The 15,496-nt window shown below is 73.9% G+C and carries 14 protein-coding genes; 9 read left to right on the forward strand and 5 right to left on the reverse strand.

Translation table 11 applies throughout. The features are described from left to right. Positions 1-650: 650 nt before the first annotated feature. Positions 651-1,931: a tyrosine--tRNA ligase gene (gene tyrS, locus ACFOX0_RS31560; RefSeq protein WP_377552914.1), complete on the reverse strand. Its 1,281-nt coding sequence runs from the start codon at positions 1,929-1,931 to the stop codon at positions 651-653. Positions 1,932-2,177: 246 nt separating this feature from the next. Between tyrS and ACFOX0_RS31565 the strand changes: the two genes are divergently transcribed. The 4 genes from ACFOX0_RS31565 to ACFOX0_RS31580 all read left to right on the forward strand — a co-directional run bounded on the left by ACFOX0_RS31565 (position 2,178) and on the right by ACFOX0_RS31580 (position 4,654). Further along, positions 2,178-2,576: a PaaI family thioesterase gene (locus ACFOX0_RS31565; RefSeq protein ID WP_377552916.1), complete on the forward strand. Its 399-nt coding sequence runs from the start codon at positions 2,178-2,180 to the stop codon at positions 2,574-2,576. Between the two features lie 185 nt (positions 2,577-2,761). Further along, complete coding sequence (locus ACFOX0_RS31570; RefSeq protein WP_377552860.1) at positions 2,762-3,979, forward strand: NRAMP family divalent metal transporter; 1,218 nt, start codon at positions 2,762-2,764, stop codon at positions 3,977-3,979. Further along, complete coding sequence (locus ACFOX0_RS31575; RefSeq protein ID WP_377552862.1) at positions 3,976-4,356, forward strand: hypothetical protein; 381 nt, start codon at positions 3,976-3,978, stop codon at positions 4,354-4,356. The genes ACFOX0_RS31570 and ACFOX0_RS31575 overlap by 4 nt, the downstream gene beginning before the upstream one ends. After that, positions 4,343-4,654 (forward strand): PRC-barrel domain containing protein, encoded by a 312-nt coding sequence (locus tag ACFOX0_RS31580; RefSeq protein ID WP_377552863.1) that lies wholly within the window; start codon positions 4,343-4,345, stop codon positions 4,652-4,654. The genes ACFOX0_RS31575 and ACFOX0_RS31580 overlap by 14 nt, the downstream gene beginning before the upstream one ends. A gap of 133 nt (positions 4,655-4,787) precedes the next feature. Here the strand turns inward: ACFOX0_RS31580 and ACFOX0_RS31585 are convergent, their stop codons facing one another. Both ACFOX0_RS31585 and ACFOX0_RS31590 read right to left on the reverse strand, forming a co-directional pair. Further along, a complete protein-coding gene (locus tag ACFOX0_RS31585; RefSeq protein ID WP_377552865.1) occupies positions 4,788-5,483 on the reverse strand; it encodes a response regulator in 696 nt (231 codons plus the stop codon). Then, a complete protein-coding gene (locus tag ACFOX0_RS31590) occupies positions 5,480-6,709 on the reverse strand; it encodes a sensor histidine kinase (RefSeq protein WP_377552867.1) in 1,230 nt (409 codons plus the stop codon). The genes ACFOX0_RS31585 and ACFOX0_RS31590 overlap by 4 nt, the downstream gene beginning before the upstream one ends. A gap of 168 nt (positions 6,710-6,877) precedes the next feature. Between ACFOX0_RS31590 and ACFOX0_RS31595 the strand changes: the two genes are divergently transcribed. Both ACFOX0_RS31595 and ACFOX0_RS31600 read left to right on the forward strand, forming a co-directional pair. Beyond that, positions 6,878-7,711 (forward strand): ABC transporter ATP-binding protein, encoded by an 834-nt coding sequence (locus ACFOX0_RS31595; protein WP_377552869.1) that lies wholly within the window; start codon positions 6,878-6,880, stop codon positions 7,709-7,711. Then, positions 7,705-10,101, forward strand: a complete 2,397-nt coding sequence (locus tag ACFOX0_RS31600) for an ABC transporter permease (RefSeq protein WP_377552871.1) — start codon at positions 7,705-7,707, stop codon at positions 10,099-10,101. The genes ACFOX0_RS31595 and ACFOX0_RS31600 overlap by 7 nt, the downstream gene beginning before the upstream one ends. A gap of 59 nt (positions 10,102-10,160) precedes the next feature. Here the strand turns inward: ACFOX0_RS31600 and ACFOX0_RS31605 are convergent, their stop codons facing one another. Together ACFOX0_RS31605 and ACFOX0_RS31610 are read right to left on the reverse strand one after the other, a co-directional pair. Then, the gene (locus ACFOX0_RS31605) at positions 10,161-11,462 is read right to left on the reverse strand and encodes a hemolysin family protein (RefSeq protein WP_377552918.1); all 1,302 of its coding nucleotides are present in this window, start codon (positions 11,460-11,462) and stop codon (positions 10,161-10,163) included. 291 nt (positions 11,463-11,753) lie between these two features. Then, on the reverse strand, positions 11,754-12,227 hold the full coding sequence (locus ACFOX0_RS31610) for a MarR family winged helix-turn-helix transcriptional regulator (RefSeq protein ID WP_377552920.1): 474 nt from the start codon (positions 12,225-12,227) through the stop codon (positions 11,754-11,756). Between the two features lie 412 nt (positions 12,228-12,639). Between ACFOX0_RS31610 and ACFOX0_RS31615 the strand changes: the two genes are divergently transcribed. The 3 genes from ACFOX0_RS31615 to ACFOX0_RS31625 are packed head-to-tail and all read left to right on the forward strand — an operon-like array spanning position 12,640 to position 15,442. Then, positions 12,640-13,425, forward strand: a complete 786-nt coding sequence (locus ACFOX0_RS31615; RefSeq protein ID WP_377552873.1) for an ABC transporter permease — start codon at positions 12,640-12,642, stop codon at positions 13,423-13,425. Further along, positions 13,422-14,669, forward strand: coding sequence for a betaine/proline/choline family ABC transporter ATP-binding protein (locus ACFOX0_RS31620; protein ID WP_377552875.1), 1,248 nt, complete (start codon positions 13,422-13,424; stop codon positions 14,667-14,669). Before ACFOX0_RS31615 ends, ACFOX0_RS31620 begins: the two co-directional genes overlap by 4 nt. Further along, positions 14,666-15,442: an ABC transporter permease gene (locus ACFOX0_RS31625; RefSeq protein ID WP_377552877.1), complete on the forward strand. Its 777-nt coding sequence runs from the start codon at positions 14,666-14,668 to the stop codon at positions 15,440-15,442. The genes ACFOX0_RS31620 and ACFOX0_RS31625 overlap by 4 nt, the downstream gene beginning before the upstream one ends. Positions 15,443-15,496: the final 54 nt, after the last annotated feature.

The raw sequence follows: 15,496 nt of genomic DNA on the forward strand, positions 1-15,496 counted from the left end.
CAACAAAAATGTTGCCAAAGGAATCCCAGCCGAACCAGCAAAAAATGCCGACCCGACACGGGGTATAAAACAATTGGCACTGGCTTATCAAGCACCCTGTTGAGTTCTCAAAGAACAAACACACACCAGACAACCAACCCGAAAACCGGGCCACCATCCGGGGCTTTGTTCGTACCGCTTTTGTCCCCGCCGCTTCCGGCGGGCACTCGTACTACCTTACCGGACCGTTTCCCGCCTCGTCAAACCGGGGTTCCGGTCCGACGCGCTTCGCTCCGTCCGTCCCACGATGATGCTCGAAGCGTCAGCCTCGTGCGTCTTCGTGGATGAGCAGGCCGGCCGCGCGGATTGAACCGCTCACTCGCCCGGTGCCCTGCTGGCCGTGCAACCCTACTCGGTCGGCCCCGTGAGACCAAATCGGCCCGCTGACCGACTGTGTCCCACCCCGCCCGGTTCCCGGTCCGGCGCCGGCGGTCGCCCGCTGACGTCGGTGGGAACTCCCGCGTTCCGGCCTGTCGCGCTGTTCGCGTCGTTCGTCCGTTCCCCGCGGGCAGAGAGAAAGTTACGCGTCCGGCCGGTGCAGCGTCAAATCGACCGGGCGCGTTCCGCGTCACACCGGGCGGAGCCCGGGCGGAGCGGAACGCCGCGCGTGGTCAGTCGGCCAGTTCCACCCCGGCGAAGGTGCGCTTGCCTCGGCGCAGCACCAGGTACCGCCCGTGCAGCAGGCTGTCCGCCGACGGCGTGGCCGCGGCGTCGGAGACCCGTTCGTTGTTGACGTACGCGCCGCCCTCGGTGATCGCCCGGCGCGCCTCGTTGAGGCTGCCGACCAGACCGGCCTCCTTGAACAGCACCGCCACGGTGGGCAGCTCGGTCAGGCGTACCAGGCCGGCCTCGGACAGTGCGGCGTGCAACGTCGGCGCGGAGAGTTCGGCGAGCGAACCCCGGCCGAACAGGGCCTGGCTGGCGGTGACCGCCTGGCGGGACTCCTCCGGTCCGTGCACCAGGGCGGTCAGCTCCTCGGCGAGCGCACGCTGGGCGAGCCGGGCGGCCGGCCGCTCGGCGGTGGCCTTCTCCAGCTCCTCGATCTCCTCCCGGGAGCGGAAGCTGAAGTACCGCAGGTACCGTCCGACGTCCCGGTCGTCGACGTTGACCCAGAACTGGTAGAAGGCGTACGGGCTGGTCATGGTGGGGTCGAGCCAGACGGCGCCGCCCTCGGTCTTGCCAAACTTGGTGCCGTCGGACTTGGTCACCAGTGGGGTGACGAAGGCGTGCACCGGCCCCGCGCCGCGCCGGCGGACGTAGTCCACCCCGGCGGTGATGTTGCCCCACTGGTCCGAGCCGCCGAACTGCAGCGTGCAGCCCTCCCGGCGGTACAGCTCGAAGAAGTCGTTGGCCTGCAGCAACTGGTAGCTGAACTCGGTGAAGCTGATCCCGCTCTCCAGGCGGGCCTTGACCACCTCGCGGGCGAGCATCTTGTTCACCGGGAAGTGCTTGCCGACGTCGCGGAGGAACTCGACCACCGACATGGGACCGGTCCAGTCCAGGTTGTTGACCGCCCGGGCGGCGTTGTCATTGGTGAAGCTGACGAACGGCGCGAGCTGGTCGCGGATCCGGTCCACCCAGCCGGCCACCACCTCTGGTGGGTTGAGCGAGCGCTCGGCGTTTTCCTTGGGGTCGCCGATCTGCCCGGTCGCCCCGCCCACCAGCAGTAACGGGACCAACCCGGCGAGCTGGAGCCGCCGGGCGGTCAACACCTGCATCAGATGACCGACGTGCAGGCTCGGCGCGGTCGGGTCGAAGCCGACGTAGAACCGCACCGGTCCGCCGGCCAAATGCCGGCGCAGCTCGTCGAGGCCGGTGGTGTCCTGGATCAGGCCCCGCCACTGAAGATCATCGAGCAGGGATTCGCCGCCGGCGGTCGGGCCGGCGGGCAGGAGGCTGCTATCGGTCACGTGGGGATTCTCCCCCATGGCCGGCGACGACCCGTACCCGGTTTCCCGGCCGGCGCGGTCCGGACGCCGCCAGCCGGCCCGACTCCAGGCGACGCCGGCCGGCCCGGTCGGCGCAGCGGCGTCGGCGCCGGGCCGCGTCCGGCGCGGGGTCGGATCCACCGGTACGCCCGGCGGGCCGGCTGGCTACGCTGGCCGGTGGATCATCATCTGGAGGAGGCCAGCGTGGAGATGCCCGACCTGACCGGCGGATTCGTCGCTCTGCTGGGGCTGAAGTTCGACGAGGTCTCGGCCGATCGGGTGGTGATCCGCTGGCAGTGCCGCCCGGAGCTGCACCAGCCGTACGGCATCCAGCACGGCGGCGTGTACGCGTCGGTGGTGGAGACGGCGGCCAGCACCGGGGCGGCGATCTGGTTCGCCGACCGGGGCGGGGTGGTCGGGGTGTCGAACCAGACCGACTTCCTGCGCGCCGTCCGGGAGGGCGAACTGACCGCCGTGGCGACCCCGATCCACCGGGGTCGCAGCCAGCAGCTGTGGCAGGTCGAGATCACCGACGAGCGGTCCCGGCTGGTCTCCCGGGGCCAGGTACGGCTGCACAACACGCCGTCGCCGGAGACGCTGGGCCGGTGAACCACACCCCGCCGGTAGCCGGGAGCCCTCCGGCCGGCCCGGTCGGTAGCCGGCCCGGTCGGTAGGGGCAACCCGAGGGGCGCGGCCGATCCGGGCGGGAGGACAGATTCGCCGGACGCCCCGGCCGGCCGCCGATAATGTCGCTCCTGATGGGCGCGACCGGCTCCCCGGTGGCTGGCAGGGTCATGAAGAGGATCTTCACCGTCACGCTCGGCATCCTGACCGCCGTGGGCGGCTTCGTCGACGTCGGTGACCTGGTCGCCAACAGCCAGGCGGGGGCCCGTTACGGCATGCGGCAGGCCTGGGTGGTGGTGCTCGGTGTGCTCTGCATCTGCGTGTACGCGGAGATGTCCGGCCGGGTGGCGGTGGTCAGCGGGCGGGCCACCTTCGACCTGGTCCGCGCCCGGCTCGGCCCTCGGGTGGCGCTGGCCAACCTGGCCGGGTCGTACCTGGTGACGGTGTTGACCCTGGCCGCGGAGATCGGCGGGGTGGCGTTGGCGCTCCAGCTGGCCAGCGGCGTGCCGTATCTGATCTGGGTCCCGGTGGCCGGGTTCGCGGTCTGGCTGGTGCTGTGGCGGCTGCGCTTCTCGATCATGGAGAAGGTGTTCGGCATCGCCGGGCTGGCCCTCGTGGTCTTCACGGTCGCCCTGGTCAAGCTGCCGACGGACTGGTCGGCGCTGCTCGGTCAGGCGGTCCGGCCGGCACCGGACGGGGTGCGGTACTGGTATCTCGCGGTGGCGCTGTTCGCGTCCGCGGTCAGCCCGTACGAGGTGTTGTTCTTCTCCTCCGGGGCGATCGAGGAACGGTGGACGGGCGCCGACCTGGCCACCGAGCGGGCCAACGCGCTGGTCGGGTTCGCCGTCGGCGGGCTGCTGGGGCTGTCCCTGATGGCCACCGCGGCGGTGCTGTTCCATCCGACGGGTGCGGACGTCACCACGTTCGACCAGGTGGCCCGGCCGGCGGCGGTGGCGTTCGGGCGGATCGGGCTGGCGGTGGCGATCCTCGGCTTCTTCGCCGCCACCTTCGGCGCGGCGCTGGAGGTGGGGCTGGCCACCGGGTACAGCACGGCGCAGTACTTCGGCTGGCAGTGGGGGAAGTTCGTCCCGCCCCGGCAGGCGGCCCGGTTCCACACCGTGGTGCTGGTCAGCGTCCTGCTGGGGACCGTGGTGCTGTTGACCATGGTCGACCCGATCCGGCTGACCATCTACATGCTGGTGCTCAACGCCGTGGTCCTGCCGCTGACCTATCTGCCGATCCTGGTGGTGGCCAACGACCGCGACTATCTGGGCGACCGGGTCAACGGCCGGCTGGCCAACCTGCTCGGCACGGTGTTCCTGGTCGTCCTGGTGGTGGCGGCGGTGGCGGCGGTGCCGCTGCTGGTCCTCGCCGGGGGTGGCGGATGACGTTGCGGCTGTCCCGGCAACTGCTGGACCGGCAGATCGTGGACCGGTCCGGCCTGATCGTCGGCAACGTGGCCGACATCGGGTTCGGCGTGGACGACGACGGCGTGCCGTACGTCGGGACGCTGCTGGTGGGCCAGGTCGCCCTCGGCCGGCGGCTCGGCGGAGGGCTCGGCCGGCTGCTGGTCGCCGTCGCCACCCGGTTGGCGCCGCGACTGCCGCCGCGCACCACGGGGATCCCGTTCCACCTGGTCCGGGAGGTGGGCAGCGCGGTGCGGTTGTCCTGCCCCGGCGACCGGTTGCCACAGCCGGCGCTGGAGTGCTGGCTGCGCCGGCATGTGATCAACCGGATCCCGGGAGCCGGCCGTGCGGGCCGCTGAGCTGCTCGGGCGGACCGCCTTCGACCGGTCCGGGCGACGGTTGGGCCGGGTGGTCGACATCGTCGTGTGCCCCGGCGGGCCGCACGGACGGTTGCGGATCCGCGGTTTGGTGGTCGCACCGCACTGGTACGGCCGGCTGATCGGACCGGACCGGGAGGCCGCGGGGCCCTGGCTGGTCTCCGCGCTGGCCCGGTTGTTGCGCCACGGCGGGTTCGAGGTGCCGCTGGCCGAGCTGCGGCTCGACCCACCGGTGCCCGACCTCCCGCTGCCCGGTGGCGCGGACCGGCAAGCCGGTTGAGCACGACCGGCGGCGGCCCGGGCCGGTCCGGCTCCGCGCGGCCCGGGCCCGCCGGGCCGGTCCGGTCCGGTCCGTCGGACCGGACCGGACCCGCCGGGTCGACTCGGTCCCACGTCGGGTCGGTGCCGCCGGGTCAGCCCGGTGGCGCGACCGTGACCAGGCCGGACTCGTACGCCGCGATGACCAGTTGGGCGCGGTCGCGGGCGGCCAGCTTGTCCAGCAGCCGGCCGACGTGGGTCTTCACGGTCGCCATGCTCAGCCGCAGGTGCCCGGCGATCTCCTGGTTGGACAGCCCGCGGGCGATCAGGGTCAGCACCTCCCGCTCCCGGTCGGTCACCCCGGTCAACCGCCGGTCGACCGGGCGGGCCGGTTGGGGCCGGCGGACGAACTCGGCGATCAGCCGTCGGGTCACCGTCGGCGCGAGCAGCGCCTCGCCGGTCGCCACGGTCCGCACGGCCGCCAGCAGGTCGGCCGGCGGGGTGTCCTTGAGCAGGAATCCGCTGGCCCCGGCCCGTAGCGCCGCGTAGACGTACTCGTCCAGGTCGAAGGTGGTGAGGATGAGCACCCGCACGCCGCCGGTTCCGGCGGGACCGCAGATCCGGCGGGTCGCCTCGATGCCGTCGACGCCGGGCATCCGTACGTCCATCAGCACCACGTCCGGACGCAGCGTCCGGGCCAGGTCCACCGCCTCGGCGCCGTCGGCGGCCTCGCCGACGGTGGCCAGGTCCGGGCTGGTGTCGACGAGCACCCGGAAACTGCCGCGCAGCAGTGCCTGGTCGTCGGCGATCAGCACCCGGACCGGTGCGCCCGCCGCGCCGGGACCGGTCACCGCGTCGCCTCCGGGCCGTCGTCGCCGGCGGTCCGGGCGGTGGCGGCGGACGACCCGGTCGTGGCGGTGGCGGCCAGGGGCACCCGGGCGCGGACGGCGAACCCGCCGGCCGGCTCGGGCCCGGCGGTGAGGCTGCCGCCGAACAGCGCGGCCCGCTCCCGCATGCCGATCAGGCCGTGTCCGTCCGACCCGCCGTTCCCGCCGGTACGGTCGCCGGCACCGTCGTCGGTGACCTCGATCCGCAGCACCTCCGACTCCACCGCGACGGTGACCCGGCAGCGGGCCGGTCCGGCGTGCCGCACCACGTTGGTCAGCGCCTCCTGGACGATGCGGTACGCGGCCAGCGCGACGCCCTCGGGCAACCCGTCGACACCGCGTACGTCGAGGTCGACCCGGACTCCGGCGGCGGCGGCGCGGTCGACCAGCCGCGGCAGGTCGGCCAGTCCCGGCGTCGGGTCCAGCTCGACCGGACCCGGCTCCCCCGAGCGCAGCACGCCCAGGGTGCGCCGCATCTCGGTCAGCGCGTCGCGGCTGGTCGACTCGATGATCCGCAGCGCGTCCCGGACCTCGGCCGGGCGCTGTTCCGCGACGTGGTTGGCGATCGCCGCCTTGACCGCGATGAGGCTCATGCTGTGCGCCACCCCGTCGTGCAACTCCCGGGCGATCCGCAGCCGCTCGTCGGTGACCGCCTGCCGGGCCCGCTGCTCGGCCGCCCGCGCCGCGTCCGCCCGCCGGCCCCGTACCGTCCGGCCGAACATCCACACCCCGCCGGTCAGCAACCAGCCGAAGCCGACGCCGCTGACGAGGTCGCCCTGGTCCGGGGGCAGCAGCACCCCGACGGCGGCGGTGCCGAGCAGGCTGACCGCCAGCGGGGGCAGCGACCGGCGTCGCGGCAGGGCCGCCGCCACCTGGTACAACGCCAGCGCGACGGCCGCGTACGGCGCGGCGGCCGCGAACGCGGGGATCACCCGGGTGGCGAGGGCCACGGTGGCACCGGCGGACACCACCACGAACACGCCGACCGGCCAGCGGCGGCGTACCGCCAGCGGCGCACCGATCAGCACGGCCAGCGACCCGTACTGCCAGACCGGCAGCGGGGTCGGCCGGTCGGACCCGGCGTACCCGCAGAGCAGCACCACGGCGACGGCCGCGACGACGTCGAGGACGACCCGCTCGGCACCGCGCGGCAGACGGCGGGCCGGCCGACCGGGCACGGAAGCGGTCACGGCACGACGGTAACCGCTCGGGTCGGCACCGCGCGTCCACCCGGGGGCGGTCATCCCCCGGTCCGATGTGCCGGCACGGACCGGCGGCGGGTCCGCCCGGGGTCGGGCCGACAGGTCCCGGCCCCGGTCCGATGTGCCGGGCGGCCGGTTCCGGCGACCGTATCCGGCATGACGACGACAGTTTCGGTCGCGCTGCGATCGGTGTCGAGGGTGTACCAAACGAGCGCCGGGCCGGTGACCGCGCTGGACGAGGTGAGCGTGGACTTCGCCGCGGGGACGTTCACGGCCGTGATGGGCCCGTCCGGCTCGGGCAAGTCCACCCTGTTGCACTGCGCCGCCGGTCTGGACCGGCCCACCGCCGGTACGGTCAGCATCGGCGGCACCGACCTGGGCGGGTTGGACGACACGGGTCTCACGCTGCTGCGCCGGGACCGGGTGGGCTTCGTGTTCCAGGCGTTCAACCTGGTCTCCGCGTTGACCGCCGCGCAGAACATCGGGTTGCCGGAGCGGCTGGCCGGCCGGCGGCCGGACCCCGACCGGGTGGCGGCGGCGCTGGCCGCGGTGGGCCTGACCGGCCGGGGCGGGCACCGGCCCGGTGAGTTGTCCGGCGGCGAGCAGCAGCGGGTGGCGATCGCCCGGGCGCTGAACCTGTGTCGATCTCCCGGCGCGGGCCGTCGTCCGTCGAGGGTGACGGCGGCGCTCGCGCGCCGCGCGGTCCGGGTCGACGACGCTTCGTCGGTGACCGGGCCGGCGGTGCTGTTCGCCGACGAACCGACCGGGGCGCTGGACACCCGGACCTCTCGGCAGGTGCTGGAGTTGCTGCGGTCGACCGTGGACGAGCGTGGCCAGACCGTGGTGATGGTCACCCACGACCCGGTCGCCGCGACCTACGCCGACCGGGTGCTGCTGCTGGCCGACGGCCGGGTGGCCGACGACCTCGGTGGCGGCCTGACCGCCGAGTCGGTCGCGGCCCGGATGACCCGGCTGGAGGCGACGTGCTGACCTGGGCGGGGCTGCGCGAACGGTGGGCGTCGCTGGTCGGTACGTTCGTCGCGCTCGCGCTCGCGGTGGCGCTGGTGTCGATGTCCGCGCTGCTGCTGCTCTCCGCGACGCCACGGACGCCGGACCGGTACGCCGCCGCGGCGGTGCTGGTGCGCAGCCCCGCGGCCGCCCCGGACACGGACACCTTCCGGGAAAGCCGGCCGTGGTCACCGGAGCAGGCAGCTGACCTCGTGACGCGGCTCGGCGCGTTGCCCGGGGTGGCCGCCGCCGTGCCGGACCGGTCGTTCTACGTCCAGGCGGTCCGCGACGGGCGGCCGGTGGGTGCGCCGGAGCCGGGCGTGCCGCAGGGACACGGCTGGGCCAGCCTCGGCCTGTCGCCGTACCGGCTGGTGGCCGGGACCGCTCCGGAGCGTGCCGACCAGGTGGTCGTGGACCGGGGGCTCGGGCTGCGCCCCGGTGACCGGGTGACCCTGCTGACGGCGGCCGGGCCCACCCCGTACACCGTCTGCGGGACCACCGACGGGCCCGGCTTCCATCTCAGTGACGCGGCGGCCGCCGGGTTGGCGCCCGGGGTTCGGGTGATCGGGCTGGTGCTGCGGCCGGACGCCCGGGCGGGCGAGGTGGCCGCCGCGGCCCGGTCCGTGGTCGGCGACGCGGGTACGGTGCTCAGCGGCGCCGCGCGGGCCGAGACCGAACCCCGCTCCGACGCGCGGACCCGGTGGATCGGGTTGCAGGTGCTGACCGCCGTCGCGGCCCTGACCGGCTTCGTGTCGATCTTCGTGGTGGCGGCCACGTTCGCCTTCGCGGTGTCCGGCCGGCGCCGGGAGGTGGGGCTGCTGCGGGCGGTCGGCGCCACCGGCCGGCAGGTCCGCCGGATGCTGTACGCCGAGGCCGCGGTGATCGCCGTCGGCGCCGGCGCGCTGGGTGCCCCGGTGGGCGCGGTGCTCGCCACGGTGCTCGGTGACGTGCTGGTGGACGTGGGGATCGAACCGGCCGGTTTCACCGTGCGCCTCCCGCTCTGGCCGCCGGCCGTGGCGGTCGCCGGCGGGGTGCTGGTCGGGCTGCTGGGTGCCGCCTCGACGGCCCGCCGGATGTCCCGGACCTCGCCGCTCGCGGCGCTGCGGACCGCCGCGGTGGACGAACGGCCGCTCGGCCGGGCGCGCTGGATCACCGGCGGGCTGGCCACCGCCGGCGGGCTCGGGCTGGCGGTCGCGCACGTCGGCGGCGATCTGCGGGACCTGGCCACCAGCAGCCTGTACGCCGCGATGGCGCTGATCGTCGGGTTGAGCCTGCTCGCCCCGGTGGTGGTGGGGCCGGTGGTCCGGGCGGTGTGCCGGCCGTTGCGCCGGCTGCCCGGTGGTGGCGCGACCGTGCTGCTGGCTCGGGGCAACGTGCTGGCCAATCCGCGGCGGACCGCGTCGACGGCGGCCCCGGTGCTGCTCACGGTCGGCTTCGCGGTGCTGGTGACCGGGCTGGTGCAGACCTCGGCGGGCGCGTACGCGGCGGGTCGGGGCGCGCGCAGCGGCGCCGCCGCGGTGCTCGTCCCGGACGGTACGCCGGGCCTGTCGGACGCGGCCGTGGCGGCGGTGTCCGGGGCGGCGTTGTTGCCCACCGTCGGTTACGTCGGCACCCGACCGGTCACCGCGGCCGGGATGGACCCGCACCGGCCGCGCGGCGGGATCGAGGTGACCGAGGGCGGGCTCGCCGGTCCCGGCGGCGTCGCCGTCGCCGCCGGCACCGCGGCCCGGCTCGGCTGGCGCACCGGTACGGTCGCCACGGTGACCTTCGCCGACGGGCGGGCCACCGAGCTGCGGGTGACGGCGCTGGTCGCCGACGGCACGGCACCGGCCGAGTTGCTGCTGGACCGCGCGACGGTCCGCGCCCACGATCCGTCCGCGCTGACCGAGGCGGTGCTGCTGACCGGCGGGCCGGCGGGGCCGGTGCCGCCGGAACTCGGGGCCCGGGTCACCGACGTCGGTGCCTGGGCGGCGGCGCGGGACGCCGAGGACGACCGACTGGTGTGGATCTTCACGGTGCTCCTGATCGCCGTGTCGGCCGGCTACGCCGCGATCGCGGTGGCGAACACGCTGCTGATGGCGACGGCCGCGCGCCGGGCGGATCTGCGCGTGCTGCGGCTGTCCGGGGCCACCACGGCGCAGGTGCTGCGACCGGTGGCGGTCGAGTCGGCCCTGGTGGTGGCCATCGGCACCGGGCTCGGGCTGCTGGTCTCGCTGCCGGCGCTGCTCGGCATGCGGGCCGGGCTGGCCGAGCAGGTCGGTACGGCGGTGCCGCTGGTGGTGCCCTGGCCGGTGCCGCTGTCCGTGGTGGGCGTCTGCCTGCTGCTCGCCCTGCTGGCCAGCGTGCCACCGGCCCGGCTGGCCCTGCGCTGACCCGACCCGACCGGCGTCCCCACCGGCTCGCCGGCAGCCGGTGGGGACGCCGGGCCCGGTCAGCCGGTGGCGGTGTCCAGGGCCGGTTCCGGGTCGGGAGCCGGCGGGGCGGTACGGCGCAGCCGTACCCGGACGATGGCGTGGTGCGCCACCTCCAGCACCTCGAACACGCAGCCGTCGATGGCCACCGTCTCCCCGGCGTCGGACGGGATCCGGCCGAGGACGGACAGGATCAGGCCGGCGACCGTGGTGTAGTCGCCGGCCGGCCGGCCCGGCAGCTCGATGCCGATGTCGGGCAGGTCGTGGATCGGGAAGGTGCCGGGCAGCAGCAGCGCGCCGTCGGGCTCGGTGCGTACCCCGCGGACGTCCCGGTCGGTCTCGTCGTAGATCTCCCCGACGATCTCCTCCAGCACGTCCTCCAGGGTCACGATGCCGTCCACCGCGCCGCGCTCGTCGACCACCAGGGCGATGTGCTGCCGTTCGGTCTTGAACTGGCGCAGCGCCTCGACCACCGGCAACGAGTCCGGCAGCAGCATCGGCGGTCGGGCGTAGTCGTCGATCGGCCGGTCGTCCGGCACGCCGACCAGGTCCCGCAGGTGCACCACGCCGACCGCGTCGTCGAGCATGCCGTGCCGGACCACCGGGGCCCGGGAGTTGCCGGAGGCGGCCAGCACGATCCGGGCCGCCTCGGCCGAGGTCCCGCTGTCCAGGCAGAAGACCTGCAGCCGGGGCACCAGCACGGCCCGCAGCCGCCGCTCGGCGATCTCGACCGCGCCGGCGATGATGGTCTGCTGTTCCAGGGTCAGCCCGTGATGTCCGGAGACGATGTCCCGCAACTCGTCCGGGCTGATCTCGTCCCGTTGCGGTTTCGGGTCCACCCCGGCGAGCCGGACCACCAGGTCGGTGGTCACGCCGAGCGCCCACACCGCCGGTCGGGACAGGCTGGCCAGCAGGTCCAGCGGGCGGGCCACCACCAGGGCCCAGCGTTCCGCGCGCTGCATGGCGATCCGCTTCGGGGCCAGCTCGCCGAAGACCAGGGTGACGAAGGTCAGCGCCAACGTGACCAGCACGATGGCGACCGGCTCGGCGGCGGTGCCGAGCACCGCCAGCAGCGACACCAGCGGCCGGGCGAGGGACACCGCCGCGGCCGCCGAGGCGAGGAACCCGGCCAGGGTGATGCCGATCTGGATGGTGGCGAGGAAACGGTTCGGGTCCTTGGCCAACCTGGCCAGCACCCGACCGGCCCGGCTGCGCCGTTCCAACCGCTGCAGCTGGCTCTCCCGCAGCGAGACCAGCGCCATCTCGCTGCCGGAGAACGCCGCGTTGACGATCACCAGAACGCCGACCAGGGCCAGTTGCATCCACGTCTGCACCGCTTCAGTCTCCTCACACGGCCCGACCACCGGTGGTTCCGGCCTCGGGCGGGTCCGGCGGCGACCACGGGTCGACGCCGGTCGTGGCTGTGACACACCGTCGGCTGCCTCTTGCCCCGCGGGCGGCTCGGCGAATCCCGAAGCCCGGTACCGACCGGACGCCCGCCCGCACCCGCCGGCCGGTGCCCTGCACCGCGGCCTGACCCGGGACGGCAAGAAACGGCCAGCGGAACACGCCGGCGCAGACCCGCCCGGACCGGCCCCGCACCGGTGCGCCGCTCAGCCCGCGTCGAGGGTGGACTCGATCCAGCGTTGCCACCACTGGGTCTCCGGGAGGTCCCCGGCGGCGGTGACGACGGCGTCGAGCACCCCGGTCACCTCGGTCGGGTCCTCGATCGGCACGGCGTCGACCAGTCGCCGGATCTCGGCGTGGCGGCGCCGCATCACCTCGCCGATCAGGTCCTTGCCCGACTCGCTCAGCGCCAGCCAGGCCACCCGCCGGTCCGGTTGCCGGTGCTGGCGGGTCAGCAGGCCACGACGGATCAGCCGGTCACAGGTGCGGGTCACCGTCGAGGGGTGCAGGGCCAACTCCCGGGCCAGGTCGACGGTGCGCTGCGGGCCGCGGGCGGCGAGCAGCACCACGATCCGGTACTGGGACAGCGTCAGGTCGATGTCGAGCATGTTCAGGCTCCGGGCCGTGATGCCGACCAGGATCCGACTCAGCGCCGCGAGCGCGTCCACCACCTCGGCCAGCCCGTCGGCGGCCGGGTGTGCGCCGGGCGGGAGGCCGTCCGGGGCCGGCTGCGGGGTCACCTCGGTCCCCGACCGGCGGCCTCGGCGGGCCGGGGAGACGGCCCGGATGGGGTGATCGGGGCCACCCCGAGGGACCCCGGGTACGGACAGTAACGTGGCACCATCCAATGATTGCATGTATACATGTTCTGACGCTGAGCAGACCCGCCACCGGTAGGGGGCGCCTGCCACACCGAGGGGCGTAGCGAGTCATCCAGGCTTGTGACAAATCCAACCGCCTTGATGATTTTCGCGGCTCTCAGGTTGCTTTCAGGAGTCCGCCCGTTATGTCATAGCCGTCCCGGCGGACGCCCGGTTCTTTCCTGGCACAGGCGCGCCGCTTCCGTCACGAGCTGCCAGGAGGAGGTGACAGATGACCCTGTTCGAGTTCCTGGAAAGCCGCCGTGAGCTGCTGGTCGCCCAAGCTCTGGAGCACACCACCATCGTGCTGGTCGCGGTCGCGCTCGCGACCGTCATCGGAGTCCTGACCGGCATCGCCACCTACCGGAATCGGCGCCACCGGTCGATCGCCGTCGCGGTCGCGGCCACCGTCATGACCATCCCGTCGTTCGCCCTGCTCGGTCTGCTGATCACGCCACTCGGGCTGGGCTACGTCCCCGCCCTGGTGGCACTGACCCTGTACGCCCTGCTGCCGATCATCCGCAACACCGTCGTCGGGCTGAGTGAGATCGACCCCGCGCTGACCGAGGCCGCCCGCGGCATCGGCATGGGCCGGATCCGCACGCTGACCACCGTGGAGATCCCGTTGGCCTGGCCGGTGATCCTCGCCGGAATCCGGGTCTCCACCCAGGTGACCATGGGCATCGCGGCCATCGCCGCGTACGTCGGTGGCCCCGGACTGGGGCACCAGATCTACGGCGGGCTGGCCAACCTCGGCGGCGCCAACTCACTCAACCAGGCGCTGGTCGGCACCGTCGGCGTGGCCCTGCTGGCGCTCGTCGCCGACGGCCTGCTGTGGCTGCTCGGCCGGTTCACCCGGGTCGGCCGGCGCGCCGAGGCGCTGGAGCGCCGGTCCGGCGCCGCCGGACCGACCGCCACGAACCCGACCGCCGACGCCAGCCTGGCCGTCGCGGCGGCCGCCGCCACCCCCGGTGCCCCCGCCACCGTCTCCGCAACCAGCAAGGAAGGTCCGCGATGACCGACGATGTCATGATCGACCTGCAGCAGGTCAGCAAGTCCTACCGCGGACAGAAGGCCCCCGCGGTGGAGAACGTGTCCATGCGCATCCACCGGGGTGAGATCGTCGTGCTGGTGGGCCCGTCCGGCTGCGGCAAGACCACCACCATGAAGATGATCAACCGGCTGATCGAGCCGACCGGCGGCCGGATCCTGGTCGACGGCGCGGACGTCACCGCGCTGGACGCCACCGAGCTGCGCCGACGGATCGGCTACGTCATCCAGCAGGTCGGCCTCTTCCCGCACATGAGCGTGGCCACCAACGTGGGCCTGGTGCCGAAGATGCTCGGCTGGGACCGCCGGCGGATCGAGGACCGGGTGGACGAACTGCTCGACCTGGTCGGTCTCGACCCGGCCCAGTACCGGCACCGGCTGCCCCGCCAGCTCTCCGGCGGCCAGCAGCAGCGCGTCGGGGTGGCCCGGGCGCTCGCCGCCGACCCGCCGGTAATGCTGATGGACGAGCCGTTCGGCGCCACCGACCCGCTGACCCGGGAGAAGCTGCAGAACGAGTTCCTCCGGCTGCAGGAGAAGCTCCAGAAGACGATCGTCTTCGTCACGCACGACTTCGACGAGGCGATCAAGATGGGCAGTCGGATCGCCGTCCTCGGCGAGCGCTCCCGGATCCGCCAGTTCGACACGCCCGAGCATTTGCTGGCGAACCCGGCCGACGAGACCGTCGCGCGGTTCATCGGCGCCGGCGCCTCGCTCAAGCAGCTCAACCTGCGCAAGGTCGAGGCCGTCGACCAGGAGGACGCGGAGCTGGTCCGGCTGGACGAGTCGCCCGCCTCGGTGCTCAACCGGCTGGAGACCTCCGGCGAGTGGGCGGTGCTCACCACCGACGCCGAGCGCCGGCCGCAGCGCTGGATCACCCCGAGCGACCTCACGCCGCGACACGACAACCTGGACGGCGTCGGCATCGCGGCGACCACCGTCGAGCCGCAGACCACCCTGCACGACGCGCTGGACGCCATGCTCGGCTCCAGCTGCGGCTCCGCGGTGGTGGTGGACGAGGCCGGCCGCTACCGCGGCATCGTCAGCATCGAGAGCCTGATGAAGGCGATCAGCGACATGCGCGAGGCCGAGCGGAACCACAACCGGGCCGTCGCCGACATCGTCCCCGCACCGGTCGTGCCGGCCGCCCGTACCGACGGCGACCGGACGGTCAACGGTGTGCAGGTGCCGCTGGACGGCGGGGGGCCGCGATGACCGCGACCACCGTCACCGACCGGCCGGTGGCGCTGCCGTCGCGCTGGCACGGCATGCTCCGCCGGCACCTCGCGATGCCCGTCGTGATCGCCGCCGGGCTGCTGGCCACCTGGGCGTACGTCGGCTCGCAGGACCTGGACGACATCGAACGGCGGTCGCTCAACGCCGACACCCTGCTGCGGGTGACCGGGCAGCATTTGTCGCTCAGTGCCCTGACCACCGTGCTGGTGGTGGTCATCGCGATCGGCGGCGGGATCCTGCTCACCCGGCCGGCGCTGCGCTGGCTGGCCCCGGCCGCCACCACGGTGGCCAACCTCGGGCAGGCCACCCCGGCGATCGGGCTGCTGGTGCTGCTGAGCATCTGGCTCGGCATCGGCGCCGGCACGGCGTTGATCGGGCTGGTGGCGTACGCGGTGCTGCCGGTGCTGCGCAACACCATCGTCGGGCTGAACCAGGTCGACCGGCACCTGATCGAGGCCGGCCGCGGCATCGGCATGTCGCCGCTGGCCATCCTGGGCAGGGTGGAGCTGCCGCTGGCCGTACCGGTGATCCTGGCCGGGATGCGGACCGCGCTGGTCTTCGCGGTCGGCACCGCGACGCTGGCCACCTTCATCAACGCCGGCGGGCTCGGCGGCCTGATCGTCACCGGCATCACGCTGCAGCGCGACACCGTGCTGATCACCGGCGCGGTGCTGACCGCGGCGCTGGCCCTGGCCCTGGACTGGCTCGGCGCCATCCTCACCGACCTGCTGCGCCCGCGCGGCATCGACTGAACCGGCCTCGACCACCCGTCGAGGTCACATCCCGCACCCAACCCGGCGTCGGAC

Origin of the sequence: Micromonospora zhanjiangensis (genome assembly GCF_042650605.1) — a bacterium.
In the GTDB taxonomy this organism is placed as follows: domain Bacteria; phylum Actinomycetota; class Actinomycetes; order Mycobacteriales; family Micromonosporaceae; genus Micromonospora_J; species Micromonospora_J zhanjiangensis.